This is a genomic window from Paenibacillus konkukensis, from assembly GCF_023523925.1.
Taxonomy (GTDB): Bacteria; Bacillota; Bacilli; order Paenibacillales; family NBRC-103111; genus Paenibacillus_S; species Paenibacillus_S doosanensis.
The window spans coordinates 142,626-161,281 of sequence record NZ_CP027059.1; the positions used below are offsets into that span (position 1 = coordinate 142,626).

14 protein-coding genes and 1 pseudogene are annotated in these 18,656 nt (G+C 51.6%); 9 read left to right on the forward strand and 6 right to left on the reverse strand.

From position 1 onward, the window contains the following. Nucleotides 1-116 precede the first annotated feature (116 nt). The 3 genes from SK3146_RS00610 to SK3146_RS00620 form a co-directional block, all read right to left on the reverse strand. Nucleotides 117-410 (reverse strand): hypothetical protein, encoded by a 294-nt coding sequence (locus SK3146_RS00610; RefSeq protein WP_249863234.1) that lies wholly within the window; start codon nt 408-410, stop codon nt 117-119. A 77-nt stretch (nt 411-487) separates the two neighbouring features. After that, the gene (locus tag SK3146_RS00615; protein ID WP_249863235.1) at nt 488-664 is read right to left on the reverse strand and encodes a hypothetical protein; all 177 of its coding nucleotides are present in this window, start codon (nt 662-664) and stop codon (nt 488-490) included. A gap of 81 nt (nt 665-745) precedes the next feature. Continuing rightward, complete coding sequence (locus tag SK3146_RS00620) at nt 746-2,389, reverse strand: S-layer homology domain-containing protein (RefSeq protein WP_249863236.1); 1,644 nt, start codon at nt 2,387-2,389, stop codon at nt 746-748. 265 nt (nt 2,390-2,654) lie between these two features. On the opposite strand from SK3146_RS00620, the gene SK3146_RS00625 reads away from it, so the two are divergent. After that, nucleotides 2,655-5,888: a DEAD/DEAH box helicase gene (locus tag SK3146_RS00625; protein WP_249863237.1), complete on the forward strand. Its 3,234-nt coding sequence runs from the start codon at nt 2,655-2,657 to the stop codon at nt 5,886-5,888. 8 nt (nt 5,889-5,896) lie between these two features. Here SK3146_RS00625 and SK3146_RS00630 read toward each other — a convergent pair whose 3' ends face one another. Then, nucleotides 5,897-6,790, reverse strand: a complete 894-nt coding sequence (locus tag SK3146_RS00630) for a cation diffusion facilitator family transporter (RefSeq protein ID WP_375295489.1) — start codon at nt 6,788-6,790, stop codon at nt 5,897-5,899. A 286-nt stretch (nt 6,791-7,076) separates the two neighbouring features. Between SK3146_RS00630 and SK3146_RS00635 the strand changes: the two are divergent. The 6 genes and pseudogenes from SK3146_RS00635 to SK3146_RS00660 all read left to right on the forward strand — a co-directional run bounded on the left by SK3146_RS00635 (nt 7,077) and on the right by SK3146_RS00660 (nt 14,258). Beyond that, a pseudogene (locus SK3146_RS00635) lies at nt 7,077-8,647 on the forward strand (glutamate synthase-related protein). Nucleotides 8,648-8,881: 234 nt separating this feature from the next. Further along, nucleotides 8,882-10,309: a S1C family serine protease gene (locus SK3146_RS00640; RefSeq protein WP_249863239.1), complete on the forward strand. Its 1,428-nt coding sequence runs from the start codon at nt 8,882-8,884 to the stop codon at nt 10,307-10,309. Nucleotides 10,310-10,507: 198 nt separating this feature from the next. Then, on the forward strand, nt 10,508-11,083 hold the full coding sequence (locus tag SK3146_RS00645; RefSeq protein WP_249863240.1) for a PadR family transcriptional regulator: 576 nt from the start codon (nt 10,508-10,510) through the stop codon (nt 11,081-11,083). 76 nt (nt 11,084-11,159) lie between these two features. Further along, nucleotides 11,160-12,371, forward strand: a complete 1,212-nt coding sequence (locus SK3146_RS00650; RefSeq protein WP_249863241.1) for a macrolide family glycosyltransferase — start codon at nt 11,160-11,162, stop codon at nt 12,369-12,371. Nucleotides 12,372-12,400: 29 nt separating this feature from the next. After that, nucleotides 12,401-12,658: a VOC family protein gene (locus tag SK3146_RS00655; protein ID WP_249863242.1), complete on the forward strand. Its 258-nt coding sequence runs from the start codon at nt 12,401-12,403 to the stop codon at nt 12,656-12,658. A 487-nt stretch (nt 12,659-13,145) separates the two neighbouring features. After that, nucleotides 13,146-14,258, forward strand: coding sequence for a glycosyltransferase (locus tag SK3146_RS00660; RefSeq protein ID WP_249863243.1), 1,113 nt, complete (start codon nt 13,146-13,148; stop codon nt 14,256-14,258). Nucleotides 14,259-14,325: 67 nt separating this feature from the next. On the opposite strand, the gene SK3146_RS00665 is transcribed toward SK3146_RS00660, so the two are convergent. Next, a complete protein-coding gene (locus SK3146_RS00665; RefSeq protein WP_249863244.1) occupies nt 14,326-15,654 on the reverse strand; it encodes an IS3 family transposase in 1,329 nt (442 codons plus the stop codon). A 265-nt stretch (nt 15,655-15,919) separates the two neighbouring features. On the opposite strand from SK3146_RS00665, the gene SK3146_RS00670 reads away from it, so the two are divergent. Continuing rightward, entirely contained in the window at nt 15,920-16,567 is a 648-nt protein-coding gene (locus tag SK3146_RS00670; protein ID WP_249863245.1) for a hypothetical protein, read from the forward strand. 104 nt (nt 16,568-16,671) lie between these two features. On the opposite strand, the gene SK3146_RS00675 is transcribed toward SK3146_RS00670, so the two are convergent. Further along, on the reverse strand, nt 16,672-17,343 hold the full coding sequence (locus SK3146_RS00675) for a glycosyltransferase family 2 protein (RefSeq protein ID WP_249863246.1): 672 nt from the start codon (nt 17,341-17,343) through the stop codon (nt 16,672-16,674). A gap of 221 nt (nt 17,344-17,564) precedes the next feature. Here SK3146_RS00675 and SK3146_RS00680 point away from each other — a divergent pair, with 221 nt between their 5' ends. Further along, complete coding sequence (locus SK3146_RS00680; RefSeq protein ID WP_249863247.1) at nt 17,565-18,560, forward strand: CgeB family protein; 996 nt, start codon at nt 17,565-17,567, stop codon at nt 18,558-18,560. Nucleotides 18,561-18,656 lie beyond the last annotated feature (96 nt).

Here is an 18,656-nt window from a genome sequence, read left to right on the forward strand (position 1 = left end):
GTTTACATAAAATATATTATGTAAATATAAATAATAAGAAGCTGCAAGGAGAACCGGCAGGAGAGGGCGGGAGAGAGACGCCGCAGCATCTTCTCCCTGCCGGGGTTTCCAACCGGTTATTTCACATAGTACGCTCCGATAGGGAGAGCGGTGGCGGAGTTAACGACAACCAGACCCACGCCTCCGGGAATAAAAGCGGCTTTGGAATCTTTGGTTACGAGATAATAACCGGGCACATAGATGCCGTTCACATTCGTCTGCGGTACCGATCCTACGAAGATGATATCCGGTTTGTCCGGCGCTGCGCCCGATGTCGTCGAAGCGGAGGCTGGCGCGGCACCTGCAGCTGCCGGAACCATCAAAGCTGCGGCCATAGCCAATACGGATACTTTGGTTTTGAACATGTTCATCCGTCATCACTCCTCATGCTTTGGAATTGGAAGTAACGCTGCCATCCCTTAGTAAACGTATGTGATACCTCCGCAATCTATTCATCCGATGTCAGATTATCTGTAATTTTGCGTTTAGGGCCACCGCCGATGACGTCGGCTCGTGCGACGATACCGGACTCCAAATCGCCCTTGGACGCGTAAGCGATGCCTTCAAGCTGCTTCTCTAGCGTTTGTAGCGCCAGCGCTCTGCGGACCGATAGCTGCTCCCTCACCTGCTTCAGATGCTCTTCGTATAAACCCGAATAAAAACACCCCGGAACGATCCCGTTCCGGGGTGCTGGCGTACATCAGCGTTATGATTTTTTACGGACGGTGACGTAAACGGAAGCTTCCTTGCCGTTCGGCAGGGCGGCCGTCAGCAAGAAGGAGGTAATGTCTCCGGTAATTTGCACGATACCCGCGCTGTTCACCGTCACGGTCCCGCTGCCGTCGTCGCTTGCGCCTCGGACGATATCCTTCGGATTAAAGAAGACGTTCAAAGCAAAGTTATAGCTTTGCACTTCGCCCCGTTTGTATTCGATACCGAAGTTGTCGGTTACTTTCATGTCCATCTTCTCGTAAGCGTTAAACGAGCCCGAATAAACGCCATTCGTTACCGTCGTATCGCAAGTGATGCCCGTGTCTCTTACTTCGATCAGCTGCGCGGCGACCGCTTCATGCTTGACCGTAACGGGGATCGTGAGCTGCTTCATATCTCCGTTCAGAGCTTCGTAGATGACGTTGACCGTGGCCGTCCCCGCTTGGTTTCCGAGGATAAACCCTTTATGGTTGGCGGAAACGCCCGTTTTCACGACGCTCGGATTGGAGGAGCTGACGGATTGCACGATGCCCGATGTCGCCACTTCTTCTCCGGCAGAGTTGGTGACGGTAATTTCAATTTCCTTGGCAAATTTGCTGAATATCGGATCTTCCGCTTCGGCTCTCGAAGCGTTGCCGTACGTTCCGCTGGCTCCTCCGGTCAGCCCGCTGTCGATAACATCGCTCAGTTCAAAGGAGCTGTCGGTCGTGTAGTTGTACTTGCCGATCGCTACCGTAGCGCCTATGTTCAAGGTGCCGGTTACCGATTGCGCTGCGGAGCCGTTCGGGCCGCTCAATGTGACGAGATAGCTTCCGGTAGCTAGCTTCTCGTCGGATAGCAGCGTTAGCGTAGCGGATGTTTTATCGTCGGACCAGATGGTACTCGTGTCGATGACTTTGCCGTTTCTGCTCAGCGTCAGCACGGGTTTGGCCGTATCGATCGCGCGGCTCAGTTTCACCTCGACGGTCTGGTCTCCGGATGCCTGCACGGAGGATATGGAGACGGGTTCCTGCGCTTGTCCCTGCTCCTTCTCCGGATGGGCGGCCTGCCAGGCGGCATAAGCGGCTTGCACGAGATCTGCGCGCGTTGCAGGAGCGTCCCCGGCCTTGCCGGAAGGATGGATGCCAAGCCCGGTTGCCTGCTTGACCGCATCTTCATACCAAGGCGTTGCCGATACATTGACCGTTTTGCCGAGTCCTTTGACGAGCACGGCGTCGAGCTGACCGATCGTAACCGGGTCGCCCGGGGCGAAGGTCGTGTCCGTCATTCCGTCGATCATACCGGCTTTCTTGGCCGCCTCGATATAAGGAATGGCCCAGCCGTTAGCCGGATCGTCGGATGTGACGTCGGCAAAGCCGGAAGTTTGAAGCGAAGCGTCCGCCTGAAGGCCGAACACTAAAGAAGCTACCTTGGCGAACTGAGCCCGGGTCATGTTCTGCGCAATGCCGAAGCTGTCGTCGGATACGCCTTCGAAAATGCCTTTGGCCAGCAAGCTGTCAATTTGCGTTTGCAGCTCGGGCGACAAATTCGTCAAATCTTGGTAATCGGCCGCCGTTTTGGGCGATTCCGCCAGTGCGGACGGCGCTATCATCGATAGAGCCAGAGCTGTGGCGGCGATGAGCGATATGCTTTTATTCATAGGTTCGGTTCCCCCAAGAAAAATGGATTTCATCGTAAACTATCCTATAACGATTATAGATAGATTCTTCTAAATGATACTATTAGTCCGTTGAAATGCCAAGTCTAATGAATAGGCGTAAAATTTAACAGCGCTAAAGATCAAGGCGGTCTGTCCGGGCCGCCCTCGGAACATTTGTTCTTTTTTACCGTGATCTGGTATGATTAAAGGTACAGACGAGCGATCCTAAGCGATTGCAAAAGGAAATATGGAAAGGAGCCGGGGCATGGATGTTGCATTGACCGCCAAGGTCATTAAATCGTTATGCGGCCAGCTTGCTTACGAGAAGGGCGAGGCGTTATGGAGGTCCGGCAAAGTGTCGGTTACTCATTACGACCCTATCGGCATGAAGTACGAGGCGAGCGTCATTGCCGACCGCAAGAGCCGGTACGACGTCACCGCGTCCTTTGATACCGGCGGAAACATCAGTGCGGAGTGCGCCTGTCCGAGGCTCTCTTCCTACGATAAATATTGCAAGCATATTGCCGCGTCGCTGCTCGCCGTCCACCGGCTGCAGCAGGAGTTCGCGGGGAACCGCCAGGAAGATGCGAAGCTGACGAGAGGCATGCTGCGCCTGTTCGGCGAGCGGACGATTCGCACAAGCCCGAGCCGGGTTGTGCCGGAAGCGAGAAGCCTGCTCGAGGTCGAGGTTATATGTCGGCTGCTTCCTTACGGTTATCGCAAACATATGTTTGGAGTGGAGCTGAAAATCGGCCCCAAGCGGCTGTATATCGTGCAGCAGATTCGAGATTTTTTGGAGCGGGTGGATCGCGGGGAAGCTTATGCTTTGACCAAGCAGTTTACGTACGATCCCGTGCTGCACTATTTCCAGAAGGAGAACGACGATCTTTTGCGTCAATGCATCCGGCTGTATCGCAACGAGCAAATGTACCGGGAAAGCGCCCGGACGTTTTCAACGGCAGCCGCCCCTGTAGGCGGAGAACGGATACTGCTCATCCCTCCTTACGGATGGGATTCGCTGCTTCCGCTGCTGCTCCAAGCCCCTTCTGTCCGGCTTGAACTCGGAGAAGCCTTCTACGATAAACTGGAAGCGGCGGAGGGGCCGCTCCCGCTTCGCTTTGCCTTCGACACGGCGGGCAGCCGAAGCTACCGGCTAGAGGTCGACGGGCTGGAGCGGATGGTCGTTCTGGATGCGTACGGCGCCGTTTTGGCAGGCGGCAAGCTGCTCAAGGTGCCGCATGAGGAGGCCAAGCGCCTTGCGGAGCTGAAACTGATGCTCGAAGGAGCGGAGGGACGGCAAGTGACCATTTCCCGGGATGAGATGGAGCCGTTCATGGAAAAGGTTGTGCCCGGACTGATGAAGCTGGGCAGCGTTCATCTATCCGAGGCCGTATCGGAGAGAATGTCGAAATACCCGCTGAAGGCGAGGCTGTACTTGGACCGGGTGCGGGACCGTCTGCTCGCGGGGCTTGAATTTCAATACGGCGATGTGATCATTAATCCGCTCGCCGGAGGCGGACGGGATCGAAAAAGCACGGAACGTATTCTGGTTCGGGACGGAGAGCAGGAACGGCGCATTCTGGAGCTGATGGAGCAAAGCGCCTTCGTCAGAACGGAGGAAGGCTACTTCCTGGACGAAGAAGACGGCGAATACGAGTTTCTGTACCGCATCGTCCCTGAGCTGGAGAAGCTGGTAACGATCTATGCGACCTCCAGCGTAAAACCGCGGCTGGCCGCCGGGCCCATTGCTCCGAAAATCACGGTGGAGGTTGATGAGAGGACGGATTGGCTGGATTTCCGCTTCGATATCGCCGGGATTCCCGAAGCGGAAATCCGCAAGGTGCTTCAGTCGCTTTCGGAGAAGCGCAAGTATCACCGGATGCCGGGAGGCGCTTTCGTGCCGCTGGAGAGCGAAGCGTTTCAGGAGATCGTCCGATTTATTAACGAGATCGGCATCCGAATTAACGATCTGCCGGGGACGCAGTTTCGGCTGCCCGCCGCGCAAGCCGCGCGTCTGCTCGATTCGCCTTCACACGGCCATGCGGTCAGGCTGGGCAAATCGCTGCGCCGCCTGCTTGAGCATATCCGGAATCCGGACGATCTCGAATTCCCGGTGCCCGCCTCGCTGTCGCCCGTGCTTCGCGATTATCAGAAATACGGATTCGGCTGGCTCAAGACGCTGGCGCATTACCATTTTGGCGGGATTCTTGCGGATGATATGGGACTCGGCAAGACGGTGCAAAGCATCGCCTTCCTCGTATCCTCGCTGGCGGACATCCGCGAAATGCAGCTGCCGGCGCTGATCGTATGTCCCGCTTCGCTGATGTACAATTGGCAGCAGGAGATCGCCCGGTTCGCTCCGGAGCTGAAGGCGGAGATCGTCGACGGCTCGCGGTCGGAACGCAGTCAAACGCTGAAGCGGCTAACCGAAGCGGACGTGTTGATCACCTCCTACCCGCTGCTTCGCCGAGATGTGCTTCTGTATGCGCAGTATGCATTCCATACGCTGATTTTGGACGAGGCGCAAGCGTTCAAAAATCATGCGACTCAAACGGCCCAAGCCGTAAAGACGCTGCAAGCCAGACACCGGTTCGCGCTGACCGGGACGCCGATAGAGAATCGGCTCGACGAATTATGGTCGATTTTCCACGTTGTCTTTCCGGAGCTGTTTCCGGGCAGGCAGGCGTTCGGCGAATTGACGCGCGAAGCCGTCGCGAGAAGAGCAAGGCCGTTTCTGCTCCGCAGGCTGAAAAGCGACGTGCTGAAGGAATTGCCGGAGAAGATCGAGACGCTGCATCCGTCCGAGCTGCTGCCGGAGCAGAAGAAGCTGTACGCCGCCTATCTCGCCGAGCTGCGCCAGGAGACGCTGAAGCATTTGAACGCGGACAGCTTCAACAAGAACAGGATCAAAATATTGGCTGGCTTGACGCGGCTTAGGCAGCTGTGCTGCCACCCGGCTTTGTTCGTCGAAGATTACGCGGGCGGCTCGGCGAAGTTCGAACAGCTGCTGGAGATTATCGAGGAATGCCGGGGGGCGGGCAAGAGGATGCTCGTCTTCTCCCAGTTTACCGAGATGCTTGGGCTGATAAGCAGGGAGCTCTCCGACCAGGGAATCCCCTACTTCTATCTGGACGGACATACGCCGGCGGCCGACCGCGTGGCGCAGTGCACCCGGTTTAACGAGGGGGAGCGGGACGTGTTTCTCGTTTCCTTGAAGGCCGGCGGCACCGGTCTCAATCTGACCGGAGCCGATACCGTCATACTCTACGATCTATGGTGGAATCCTGCGGTGGAGCAGCAGGCGGCCGACAGGGCCTACCGCATCGGACAGAAAAAAGTGGTTCAGGTGATTCGGCTATTGGCCCAGGGGACGATCGAGGATAAAATCTACGAGCTTCAGCATAAAAAGAAGCATTTGATCGACGAAGTGCTTCAGCCGGGGGAGACAGCCACGTCCGCTTTAAGCGAACAAGATATTCGCGACATATTGATGATCTGATTCATGCTCTATTCTCCGGGGTACCACGGATTAATATGAATCAAGACCTCGCCCACGTCGGAATGGCGGGACATGATCGTTTGCTTGATCCGGCGGGAGATGTCGTGTCCTTGCTGAATCGTCATATGGCCGGGAATGCTGAGCCGGATGTCGACCAATATGTAATGGCCGTGTTCGCGCGCGCGAATCCGATCGATGCGCTTCACTTCGGGAGCCGTCCATACCAGAGCCGTATATTCGCTTAGCTTCTCCTGGTCGACGGCTTTTTCCATCAGGACATCGAACGCTTCCTGGCCCATATGGTAGGCAAGTCTGAGCACAAGCACCGAGACGATGATCCCGGCTACCGGATCTCCGTAAGCGAGCATATGCCATCCGTAAGCCTCCCCGATCAGGGAAAGGCCGATGCCGAGAACGGCGGCGATCGAGGCATAGACGTCGGCGAGATGATCGTATGCGGTAGCGAGCAGCCCTTTGCTGTTCATCTTTTTGCCGATGCGAACGGTGTAAATATAGAGCGCCTGCTTCCAGACGAGCGATACGAAGGCCGCGCCCAAGGCGACGAAGCTGGCCTGATGCGGCTCCTCGAAGAACGCGTTGACCGCTTCGTATGCGATATACAGCGCCGCGATGGTCAGAATGACCGAGACGACGGCTGCGCTCAGCACCTCGGCTTTGCCGTGCCCGTACGGATGGTCTTCATCGGCGGGCCGCTTGGAAATATGCATTGAGGTTAACGATGCCGCGGTAGCTATGACGTCGCCGGCATTATGAATGCCGTCGGCCAGCAGCACCTGGCTGTGAAATAGAAAGCCGACGGCGATTTTAAGTACCGTCAGCGCGACGTTGCTGATCAAGCTTACCCATGCCGCCATCATGGAAGAACGGTTATCCGAATTCATCATTTATGACCCCCGCCAGAACTTTTTCCCCAAGGAAACAAAAACCCTTGACCCGCTCCGGTCAAGGGAATGCTATTATGCAGTATGGACAATCCGCTCATTATTATCACCACTTGTCAAAAAATAACATGGTTTATTATAGCATTAGGCTGCATCGGATGCAAAGGGAATGGATCTTTGCTTTGCCGGCAGTGTGCATCCTGCATTGGAGAAGGGCATGTCTTCAGGCAAATTGTGGTATGATAGTATTGTTTTTTAATACACTGCCGCTGAAGGAGGCCGCACTATGGTGCCTGTCATTTTACTTATCATTTTGCTCGTTATCGTCGTCGTTCCGCTGCTTGTTTTTTTCGGTTACATGTACGCTTTGTCCAAAAAGCCCAAACATTCCATTATCCGCTCGCATCCGTTTCTCGGGTGGCTGCGATATTTGCTTGAGAAGCTCGGACCGGAGTTTCGCCAATACTGGTTCGACAACGATACGGAAGGCAAGCCGTTCTCGAGAGCCGATTTTATCGGTCTGGTCTATGCGGCGAAATATCGGACGGATCTGATTTCGTTCGGGGCAGACGAGATTACGAGAAGCCCGGCTTCTATTTATCCAATGCCATGTTCCCGAAATTAACGAGCGAGCTTAAGGTCGATAATGAGGCGCCGGTGCCCGGGAAAAAATATGTTATCACCGACGAAGGATTGTTTACTAGAAAGGAAAAGCTGGTCGAGGAGCGGGTCAAGCCTTGGCTGCTGCATGACGAGGATGCGATCGTCGTTGGCGAGGGACGTAAGTTTCCTTGGCGGCTTAAGGGCATGTTCGGCGCTTCGGCCACCTCCTTCGGAGCCGTCGGCGAGCGCTATATTCAATCGACGGGAAGCGGCGCCTGTATGGCGGGCGGGTCGTGGATCAATACGGGCGAAGGCGGGGTTGCGGATGTGCACCTTGCGTCGGGCGCCGAGGTGATCTCGCAGATCGGTCCCGGTCTGTTCGGCTTCCGCGATGAGGAGGGCCGTTTTTCCATCGAGGAATACAAGCGCAAAGCCGCTCATCCGAATATTAAAGCGTTCGAGCTGAAATTTCATCAAGGCGCCAAAATTCGCGGCGGCCATCTCGAAGGCGCTAAGGTGACGGCACCGGTCGCAGCGGCACGCCTAGTCCCGATAGGGAAGACAGTCAACTCCCCGAACCGCTTCGAATTTCTCACCAATCCGGAAGAAGCGCTGCGCTTCATCGCTACCTTGCAGGAAGAGGGCGGCAAGCCGGTGGGAGTGAAGATCGTCGTCGGCGATCCGAAACGGTTGGAGCCGTTTTTCCGGGCGATGCTCGAGCTGGACATTTACCCGGATTTCATTACCGTCGACGGCTCCGAAGGCGGTTCCGGGGCGACGTTTAAAGCGATGGCGGACGGCATGGGGCTGCCGCTCTTTACCGCCTTGCTGATTCTCGACGATACGGCAAGAAAATTCGGCGTGCGGGACCGGTTCCGCATTTTTGCTTCCGGCAAGCTCGTTACTCCGGATAAAGTGGCGATCGCGCTTGCGCTCGGTGCGGATTGCGTCAACTCGGCCCGCGGCTTTATGATGGCCAACGGCTGCATTATGGCGATGCAGTGTCATACCGGCAAATGCCCGACCGGGATTACGACGACGGATTCCAAATTCCAGGAAGCGCTGGTGCCGGAAGAGAAACAGTGGCGCGTAATGAACTATATTTTGCAAATGAGGGAAGGCTTGTTTTCGCTGGCGGCCGCTTGCGGTCTGGAAAGTCCTCGCGGGCTAAGACGGGAGCATGTCGTGTTTACAAATGAAAGCGGGCAAAGCATCCGCATTGCCGATTTGTTTCCTTATCCGAACCTAGATTAACCAACATCATATTTTCCAGGACGAGTCGCCTTTCTGCATCAGAAGCGGCTCGTCCTTTTTGGCGCGTCCCGATGAAACCTTAAATGAACCTTAGTTTTTGCGCCCAAATCTTTTAGATTGCTTTTATACTATTTTAAAGTGATTTTAAGGTTGAAGCCTCATGATTAAAGCATGAACAACAGCAATAATAACATCGCTAATCCAACCAATTTCATTCATAGGAGGGCTTTTATTATGGATAACAACAACAATAAAAATCAATATGATGGTTATAAAACTGATGCCGAGCGTGAAGAGACTGCACAACATCGGATGGACGATGAAATCGAGGTCGTTTCGACGCCTCCAAGACGAAGCGGGTCGTTCTTCAAATATTCCGGCAGAGTATCTCTGAACACACCTGAGAACATGGATATGAAGAAGGGCAGTTCCATGAAAAGCACGTTTGCCGCTTTTATGGCCGGGGCTTTGGTAGTAGGGAGCCTGATGTTTGCTTCGGACAAATACAATTTGTTTACGGGTCCGCAGCTCGCGGCGGCACCGCAAACATCCTCGGTTTCCGGCAATAACGGCGCCAAAACCGCATCGTTGAACAACGTAGTGTCATCGACCAAAAGCGTTGCGGATATCGCTAAGGAGGCAGGACCGGCTGTCGTGAAAATCGAAACGAAAGTAAAGAGCAGCAAAAACGGCAATTCAATGTACAACGATCCGTTTTTCCAACAGTTTTTCGGTAATCAAGGCCGGGGAAGCGGGAAAGGCTCCACGCAAAATCAGGATGACGGAGCTTTGCAATCGAGCGGATTGGGCTCCGGATTTATTTTCCAATCGTCCGGTTACATTCTAACCAACGAACACGTCATTGACGGCGCCGACGAAATCGATGTTACCGTTCAAGGATACGATACGCCTTTTAAAGCCACGCTACTCGGTAACAGCTACGATCTGGACTTGGCCGTGCTGAAAATAGAAGGGGACAAAGACTTCCCGACGCTGCCTATCGGCGATTCCGATAATACGCAAGTGGGCGACTGGGTTGTCGCCATCGGTAACCCGTACGATTTCGACTACACCGTAACCTCCGGCGTGATCAGCGCCAAGGAGCGTCCGATCAGTATCCCGGATGACAAGGGGACAAGAGAATACAAACATCTGTTCCAAACCGATGCGGCTATTAACCCGGGGAACTCCGGCGGTCCGCTGCTGAACATGAACGGCGAAGTGATCGGGATCAATACGGCGGTAAGCTCCGAAGCGCAAGGTATCGGGTTCGCCATTCCTACAAGCACGATCAGCTCAGTGCTGGAAAATCTGAAAAACAACGTTGAAATTCCGAAGGAACCGTCTCCGTACATTGGTGTTAGTGTTGCCAATATTACCGAAGATATGTTAGGCGATCTGAACTTAAGCAGCACTAAAGGCGCGGTTGTCGCCGATATTCAACCTAAAACGCCGGCCTTTGAAGCCGGGTTGCGCGAATATGACGCCATTGTCGCCGTAGACGGCGCAGAAATCTCCACGGCGGACGAATTAACCAAAAAAATTCAGGCGCTAAAAGTCGGCGACAAAGTGAAGCTGACGATTGTGCGCAACGGCAATAAACAAGACATTACAGTCACCGTCGGCGACCGCAACGCGGCGCAATCGACTTCGAAAAAATAATAGATTCCGTGTTACAGCGGGCATGGTTGGGTCTTTCGTAAAGACGCAGCCATGTCCGTTTTTTTATGATCCCGCCAAAACTAACGATTGCGATTTCCAGCAGCTTCTATTGAGATTTATATATCGAAAAAATATATTGAATAAATATATCTTTTTGATATAATATAAATGAATCAACCTTTAAGGGAGGACTTATGCTTGACCGAATTATTTATACTCGGCGAATTGACGGGTGCTCCGATGCATGGCTATTTGCTGCATACGATCTTGAACGGAGCTATTGGACCTACGCGAAAAATCAGCTGGGGGGTGCTTTATCCGCTCATTCATAGCCTGCTTGCAGATGGGCTGATCGAGCAGGTCCCCGATGAACAACAGGAGGGTTCCCGGCAAGGAAGAGGAAAGAAGAAAAAAATGTACAGAATAACCGAGGATGGTAAGCGTCGTTTTTTTCGTCTGATGGAAGAACCGATTCCATACTCGCCGGACTATGATCTGCACTTTTACGCCAAGCTTTCGAATTTTGACATTATCAGCAGAGAATTGCAATTTCTGATTTTGCACCAGTACAAGGATTACTTGCGGTTTGAGCTTCGCCATGAGGAAGAACGGGTGGAGTATATAAGCAAAGACGAAATGATGCCCGATGAGGAACGACAGTACAATCTGATCTGGTTCCGGCATCGGTTGGACAAGCTTCGTTTGGACGAGGCTTGGATTTTGCAGTTAATTCATAATCTTCAAATGAATGGAGAAGGGACGGTGTATGAGTAAGTTTGCGATTGCCGAAGTAACGGCCGCTAGCGGCGGACGCTTGGAACGGTGTACTTAATAATATGAGGTGATGATTATGGCGCGTGTATTACTGATCAACGGAGGTTCCGAAGGACATATCAATCCAACGCTTGGCGTTGTTCAAGAACTGATCCGTCGCGGCGAACAGGTGGTTTACTTTACAGCGGATCAGTATCGTGATCGCGTAGAGTCAACGGGCGCAGAGGTGATCACGTTCGATAGCGGCAAATTTGTGGAGGCGTTCCTGGCCGGAGGAAGAAATCCTTGGGCAAGGGCGGGCGGACTTTTGCGGACTGCCGACATTATCATTCCCAGTGTCCTCGATCAAATCAAAGGAAAGCATTTTGACTACATCATTCATGATTCGATGTTCGGCTGTGGACGCTTGCTTGCGCAAATACTCGACTTGCCGGCAATCAATTCATACACAAGCTTTGCACTTCAGCAAAACAGCTTTGACATGATGCACGATCACCTCTTGCGCCAGTTTCCGGCCGACGTGAACGAACAAGCGCAGCAGGAGTTTCAACGCCTTGTCAGTCAAGTGGAAGCGAAATACGATGTACGAGTGGGCTCCGCTTACGAGGTATCCTGTAATCCTGCGCCGTTGAGCCTTGTCTACACGTCGAAAAGCTTTCAGCCCGATGGTGAAAGTTTCGACGAGACGTTCAAGTTTGTTGGACCGTCTGTAGTGCCGCGTTCGCACAGTCATTTTGATTTCTCTCATGTGGACACGGATCGATTGGTTTACATTTCTTTCGGTACCGTTATCAATCAAGCGGCGGAATTTTACAAGCTCTGTTTTGCGGCGTTTGCCGAAACGAAGTACACCGTGATTGTATCCGTAGGCAGACAAACCCAGATTGCGGAATTGGGAGACATTCCCGATAATTTTATCGTTCGTAACTATGTACCGCAACTCGAAGTATTGCAACGCGCCAAATTGTTTATCACGCACGGCGGCATGAACAGCGCCAGCGAAGGATTATATTATGGGGTGCCGCTGATTGTGCTTCCCCAAGGCGCAGACCAGCCTATGGTGGCGCGGCGTGTGGCTGAAATCGGTGCAGGCATCCACCTGAAGCAAGAAGGGTTAACCGCTCGGGATCTTCGAGAGGCGGCGGAACATGTGTTCGAGGATGCATCGATTCGAGAGGCTTGTGTTGAAATTGGCGATTCGTTCCGAACTGCGGGCGGGTATCATCGAGCCGTGGAGGAGATCTTCGCATATAAACGAAATCTAGGATTGGGAGACAATTTTACGTAGAGACGCTCGGATTACAATTACAACACCAAGTGGAAGGGCATTTTGCGCAAGTTGCGGCACCGGGACTGACAATCGGGCTCTTGCATCCCTCGGGTGAACAAGGTATTCAACCCGGAAAATCAGAGAGCATTTCTATTGGATTTGAAGTACAGGAATTAGAGCCGGCGATCGATGTGCTGAAATCTCGCGGCGTTGAATTCCAGCATATTACTGAAAACAATGGAACCCGGCTGGCACACTTCAATGATCCTGATGGAAATCCTCTTTATTTGATTTGCACTCGTTAAGCCGCGCGCATATTATCATGGTAGCAAGCAAACAAAAACCGATTATCCTGCCTCGGAGTAGGAAAGTCGGTTTTTTGCCTTTTGACCAACCTATGGTAACAAATGTGCATTAATAGGTTAGTCAAAGTTTTTTCCAAAAAAACAAGCGAATATACCTTACCCAAACGTCCCTCTGCACATAGCATTATCTATAAGGGAATACGAAGCGTTGCTTTGTGCTCAAGACCGCTTGCTTCCGTTCGGTGCACAGCATACGTGAATTCAGATAAGGAGATGGTCGAAGGTGGCTTTGAAACGAGCGGGGAAATCGAAACCGGAAAAGAAGAAATCCCTCAGGAAAGAGCCCTTAAAAGTTATCATTCAGGGTCCTTTAGTACCGCAGGATAAAAGAAAGCATGAATTTCATTTCAATTGCCCGCTCCATCCCAGAATCGGAAAAACCGCTCACCCTTATAAGCAAAAAGAGACCGCCGACGCCCGAGTTCTGATGGTTCTGGATCAATTTAATATCGGAGGTACGGAAACCCACTGTTTATCGCTCGCGCGAGAGCTGATAAAGAAAGGAATCTATGTTGCGGTTGCCGGCAAAAACGGGCGCATGCTGGAGACGTTTTTAGCGCTGGGCTGTCCGGTGTACGAAATCGATTTCGTAACCGATTCCTACAGATCGAACGAAGAGAACAAGGATGAAATTATCCGACAAGTAAAAAAAATTATACAAAACGAAAATATATCCGTTGTTCACGGTCATCAGGTTCCTTCCGGAAGTTTCGCAGCTAAGGCGGCAAGCCAGGTGAAGGTACCTTTTGTCTATACGGTACACGGTCTTTATTACGGCAACGACTTACTGCCTGTTCTTGATATGGCTTCGGTTGTCATTACCGTTACGCCTCCCGTTCAGCAATTCGTCAAAAATTATTATAACTCCCCGATATTGATTCCGAACGGTATCAATCCCACGGAGTATGCGAACCGCCCATCGCTCAAATCCGACTTTAGAGCCAGATACGGTATACCGGAGGATGCGCCTCTCGTGCTTTACGTAGGACGTTTAACATGGGAAAAGGCGGATATTTGCTTAAATATTGTCGAAGCATGCCAGCAGTTGAGAGAACAAGCGTTTGCTTCTCTGCGCCTTATGATTGTGGGAGCGGGGAGTGAAGCGGGCAAAATCGAAGCGTTGGTCGAACAAACCAACGCCGCGGCAGATGAACCGTTCATTCATTTACTTGGCGATTCATTGAATATGTGCGCTCTTTATTCCAGCAGCGATTGCGTGATCGGCACGGGCCGGGTTGCAGTAGAGGCGTTGGCTTGTAAAACGCCGGTTATCGCAGTAGGCACGCACGGTTATTTCGGCATCGTACAGCCGGAAAATTACGAGTCCGCCTGGCGGCTTTGGTTCGGAGATCACAAATCTAAGCACCCGTTATCGCAATGGATGCTGAAGGAGCATTTAAACGAGGTACTGAATTTGGCTCCCCAAACCAGGGAAGAGTGGGGCTGGGTTGGCCGCAAATATATCGAAAGTTATTATCATATTGAAGCTGCGGCTTCGAGCACATTGAATGTATACGATCAATTGCTTGCTAGCAAATAAAAAAGAGGGCGCCTGTAAGATTTTTTTTAAACTGGACCCTTAGTCAAGGACACTTTTAAAAAAAGAGTTAGGCCGCACTTAAGAGATGATTTCTGTATTGTACAGGAGTCATCTTTTTTAACCCCCACTGGTATCTGTAATGGTTATAGTAATGAATATAGCGCTTAATTTCTTGCTCTAGTTCAGAAAAGGATTTGCAATCGCGACTCTTCACATGGTCTTTCATATGGCCGAAGAAAGACTCCTGAGGGGCATTGTCCCAGCAGTTCCCCCGTCTAGACATAGATTGTCCTAACCCGTTATCTTTCAAAAGCTTCTGATAGACAGGACTCGTGTAGTGGCAGCCTTGATCCGAATGAATGAAAGCGTCCTGATGTAACTTCAACCGTCTTTGCCTCATCAGTGATTTGATCGTGTCTGTTGCAAGAGGGAGGTGGAGGGTCGTGGACAAGTTATGAGTGAGAAGCTCGCCTGTAGAAGCATCTAGAATGGTTGACAAATAAGCCGTCTGGGAATGGCCATATGGCAAGTACGTAATATCTGTTAGCAGAGCGAGACCTGGCGTACCTTTCTTAAAGTCTCTCTGTAACGTATTCTCAAGCGTGCGGTGTTCTTGCGTGGCTTTTGCCATCTTTCGGTAAGGATTAGCCTTTCGATGTGGACATACGAGGTTAAACTTGCGCATTAATCTTCGAATTCGTTTCAGGTTATACACGATATGGAATTCATTTTCTAACGTCATCTTAATGGAGCGAGAACCCTTCTTGAAGCCTCTTCGATGAAATGCCTTCTTAATCAAAGCACCGGCCTGCTCATCCGCTTTGATGCGTGCGAGCCGTTTGTCCGAGCTTTGAAGGTAGTTGTAGTACCCGGAACGAGACACACCAAGTAATTGACAGAAGTAACGCGTCATCCGTTCTAGGCCTTGCTTTACTGCATTTTGAATAAGCTCGAAACAGTCACTCTTGGGTAGGTTTTGTCCGTTTGCTAACAGCCTCCTTTCGTTCTTGTCTAACTTTTTTACGTATGCCAATTGAGCCTCCAAAAGTTTAATCTTCGCTTCCTGCTTCGCGATCATCTCTTCCTGGGATAAGGGGCGTTGTGAGGGGCGTAATGCTGCTTCTTTACGTGAGTCCGCTAGCCCCGTGATTCCGTCCTTCTCGTAAGCTTTCTTCCAACGATCCGCGCACTGCTCCACTCGCTTTATCCCGAGCATCTCCACATCAAACCCACTCGCCTCGAAAATCTCTCTAGGTGTTCGACCCGACATATATTGATCGATGAATAGACGTTTGAATTCATCGGCATAAGTAATCGATTTTTCGCTCACCCGCAAAACGTGCGGATTTAGCGCTAGTCGTTCACGTTCATATTTATTAAAATGCTTTTTGCTCATTTTGTTCGCCTCCACTGTTGTCTCCAGTATACAAAAAGGTACCCACACACTAAACACTTTTTTTGAAGTGTCCAGTGTATGGGTACCAGTTTATTTAAAGGGGCCCTCTTTTCCCGTATTATGCTGTATCTCGTTAAGAGCCTGAATATAAGAATATACGAGTAACTAGCGTCATTCATCCAAGCTATTGCTATAGAGAAAGAATACTATGAAAGTATAATCACGGAACCAGCGTGATAATAAACAAAGGAGTGTGGTATTAGATATGCCGCTATCAAGATTAGCTTCCCTTACCAGCAATTCCGGTACGACCTGGTACTCGACGGCAAGCAGGACAGATGCGATTACTGCAGCCATCACGGGAACTGCAACCGCAACCAGCGGACTGGCTACGAATATCGGTCAAGCCGGCGCATTCTGGCCGAACCTGGAGTATTATGCCGCGGAAGGTTTGGCTAACCCAGAATATGTATGGAACGATGCGTCTCCTGCGGCATCGGAAACCGTCTATTTTGCTCAAGCCTATCAGTACACGGATCTCATCGTCGCCGGTATTACCCGTCTGGCCGTGGCCGATACATTCACGGATAATGCCCATACGCTATTTATTGAAGAATATTTGAACATTCCTCTTGTCGGGATTACGCTTGAAACCTCCGTTACGCCTGCCGGAGGCGCGCCGGACGGCAGCCTGAGCGATGCGGGACAGGCTGACTCTCCGCCGTTCGGATGGCAGAATATATCTAAGTTTTCCGGTATTTACGTCCCGACACTTCCGGTTACTATTCCTGCACTTACCACTTACTTCTTCGTCGTATCTTATGAAGTAGTGAACTACTCGACGAACGGTGACGTAAATCCGGCCGGTCTTCAATTCATCGTCGAGCTCTACAATGATCTGGTCGAAGTCTAATTCTAAAGGTTCAACCCGGTTTCATCTATGATGCCGAAAGGGCCCTTCCTCAGCCATACTGCATGTGGCTGTTGGAATGGCCCTTATTTTCTTTCTTTTGGCGGCTAAGGATAAAATAGTCTCGAATGCTGCTTGGGATGCAGCCGGTAGAAATATAGCGGTTCCCGCAAATTGTCCATTTGAATTCCGGCAGCTGCGCACTTGGCGAAAAATTCGAAGTCTTCCGCCCCCGGGATTTTGCGAGTATGACCTCCGATCCGGTCAAACGTGCTTCCTCGGAGCATGACCGTCGGATTCGAAATACAATGAAGCCCCTCATCATACTTTTGCGGAATATCGCTTCCGTAAGCCAGCCACTGAGGGATAACGGTTTTATGGTAATTCTGGTCCTCGAAGGCAATGTAATTGGTGCCGACCAATCCGAACTCCGGATGCTCGCTCAGAAATTGCACCTGCTTCTCCAGCCGTTCGGGATGGGAAATATCGTCGCAGTCGTGAATAGCGATAAACTCGCCGCGAGCGAGAAACATGCCGATCGTATAACTGCCGGCTGTTCCAACATTGCTCGGAAGAGGGAGGAAAACGACTCTCGCCAATCGCTCCGTCTCGGAGCGGTAGTCATGAAGCCAGGAGTTTATCGTGTCCACCGTCGAATCGGAAGAAGCGTCATCCACTAAAATCCATTCCATTTGCGTATAGGTCTGCTTAAGTAAGCCGTCCAGGCAGCTCCTTATGAACGCAGATGCGTTATAGCACGGGACCACCACGCTAACCATGCCGTTTACTCTGTTCAAATGTCATTGTCATCTCCTTTTCCAATGAGAGTTAAACTTGTTCGTTATACTATATGATGCTCGGGAAGGTTCAGTCAGAGGCATCTGGTTATGGCCCGGCAAAAGATAGGGGATTTGTTCCGTATCAATCGTATAGGATTTCTTCCCAAATCAACATATGATGAACTAACACTTGGAAATGAGTAGGAAAGGAAGATGCTCAGATGAAGGCTCCGCTGCACGTTCACTTCATAACCTCCGGCGTGGGCTCGCCTTATCCGCCTCTGGAATCGGCGATCATTCATGCGCTGCGGGAGCAAGTACAGCAGGTAACGGTTGCGCATCCCAAAGAGGAATTGCCGGCTGGAAGCGGGAAGCCTGATCTGCTGCTTGTATTTCATGCGTTGTTTATGCCGAGACATCGGCTTTCCCAATTGAAACGAGCGGCTGCCCAAACAGCCGTCTGGTTTACAGACGACCCGTATTACTCCGATTGGTCGAAAGAAATCGCGGTCCATTTCGATTTTGTTTTTACGCAGGATCGCAATTCGGTACAGCGGTATGAGCGGCTTGGGTGCAAGCGCGTGTATCATTTGCCTTTAGCGGCGGACACGAGCGTGTTTCATCCCGTGAAGGTGCCGGATTCCTATGCCTCCGATCTTTGTTTCATCGGCAGCGCCTTTTGGAACCGGGTGCGTTTCTTCGAGCAAATAATAGCCAGGCTTGAGGATAAAAAGGTTACGATTCTGGGGCTTTGGTGGGATCGATTGAAAGCGCCAGAAGGCTCACATGTCATGCTAAGCCGCTCTCACGGGGACGAGGGATGGATATCGTCTGAGGAAGCGGTGCGCTATTACAATGGCGCAAAGATCGTTTTAAATATTCACCGGTCGATCGACGATCCGTTTAATCAGAACAGCTCCGCGCTGGATGCGCATTCCATCAACAATCGGACATTTGAAATCGCTGCCTGCGGAGCGTTCCAATTGCTCGATATCCGCAAGGATCTTGGGGAGTACTATACTCCGGGGAAGGACATCATTCCGTTCGCCTCTGTGGAGGAGTGTGTCCGGCTGATTAACCTGTATTTGAGCAAGGACCGGAAACGCCGGGCTATTGCGGAGCGGGCGCGGAGGCGCACCTTGTCCGAACATACGTACGGGAAGCGGATAGAAGCCTTGTTGAAGGCTATCGGCCTGGCCGCTGGAGAAGGAACGTGACGTGATGATGAGATTGTATAATAAGGGGCAAGCCGCTTAGAACGCGGCTTTTTCTATTGGCATAAAATTTTGTTATAGACAAAGTATCAAAGGCTT

Bases quoted from the DNA above. Each gene is read 5' to 3' on its own strand.
- SK3146_RS00610 (WP_249863234.1), bottom strand. From the start codon at position 410: ATGAACATGTTCAAAACCAAAGTATCCGTATTGGCTATGGCCGCAGCT.
- SK3146_RS00620 (WP_249863236.1), bottom strand. From the start codon at position 2,389: ATGAATAAAAGCATATCGCTCATCGCCGCCACAGCTCTGGCTCTATCG.
- SK3146_RS00625 (WP_249863237.1), top strand. From the start codon at position 2,655: ATGGATGTTGCATTGACCGCCAAGGTCATTAAATCGTTATGCGGCCAG.
- SK3146_RS00630 (WP_375295489.1), bottom strand. From the start codon at position 6,790: ATGAATTCGGATAACCGTTCTTCCATGATGGCGGCATGGGTAAGCTTG.
- SK3146_RS00640 (WP_249863239.1), top strand. From the start codon at position 8,882: ATGGATAACAACAACAATAAAAATCAATATGATGGTTATAAAACTGAT.
- SK3146_RS00650 (WP_249863241.1), top strand. From the start codon at position 11,160: ATGGCGCGTGTATTACTGATCAACGGAGGTTCCGAAGGACATATCAAT.
- SK3146_RS00660 (WP_249863243.1), top strand. From the start codon at position 13,146: ATGGTTCTGGATCAATTTAATATCGGAGGTACGGAAACCCACTGTTTA.
- SK3146_RS00665 (WP_249863244.1), bottom strand. From the start codon at position 15,654: ATGAGCAAAAAGCATTTTAATAAATATGAACGTGAACGACTAGCGCTA.
- SK3146_RS00670 (WP_249863245.1), top strand. From the start codon at position 15,920: ATGCCGCTATCAAGATTAGCTTCCCTTACCAGCAATTCCGGTACGACC.
- SK3146_RS00675 (WP_249863246.1), bottom strand. From the start codon at position 17,343: ATGGTTAGCGTGGTGGTCCCGTGCTATAACGCATCTGCGTTCATAAGG.
- SK3146_RS00680 (WP_249863247.1), top strand. From the start codon at position 17,565: ATGAAGGCTCCGCTGCACGTTCACTTCATAACCTCCGGCGTGGGCTCG.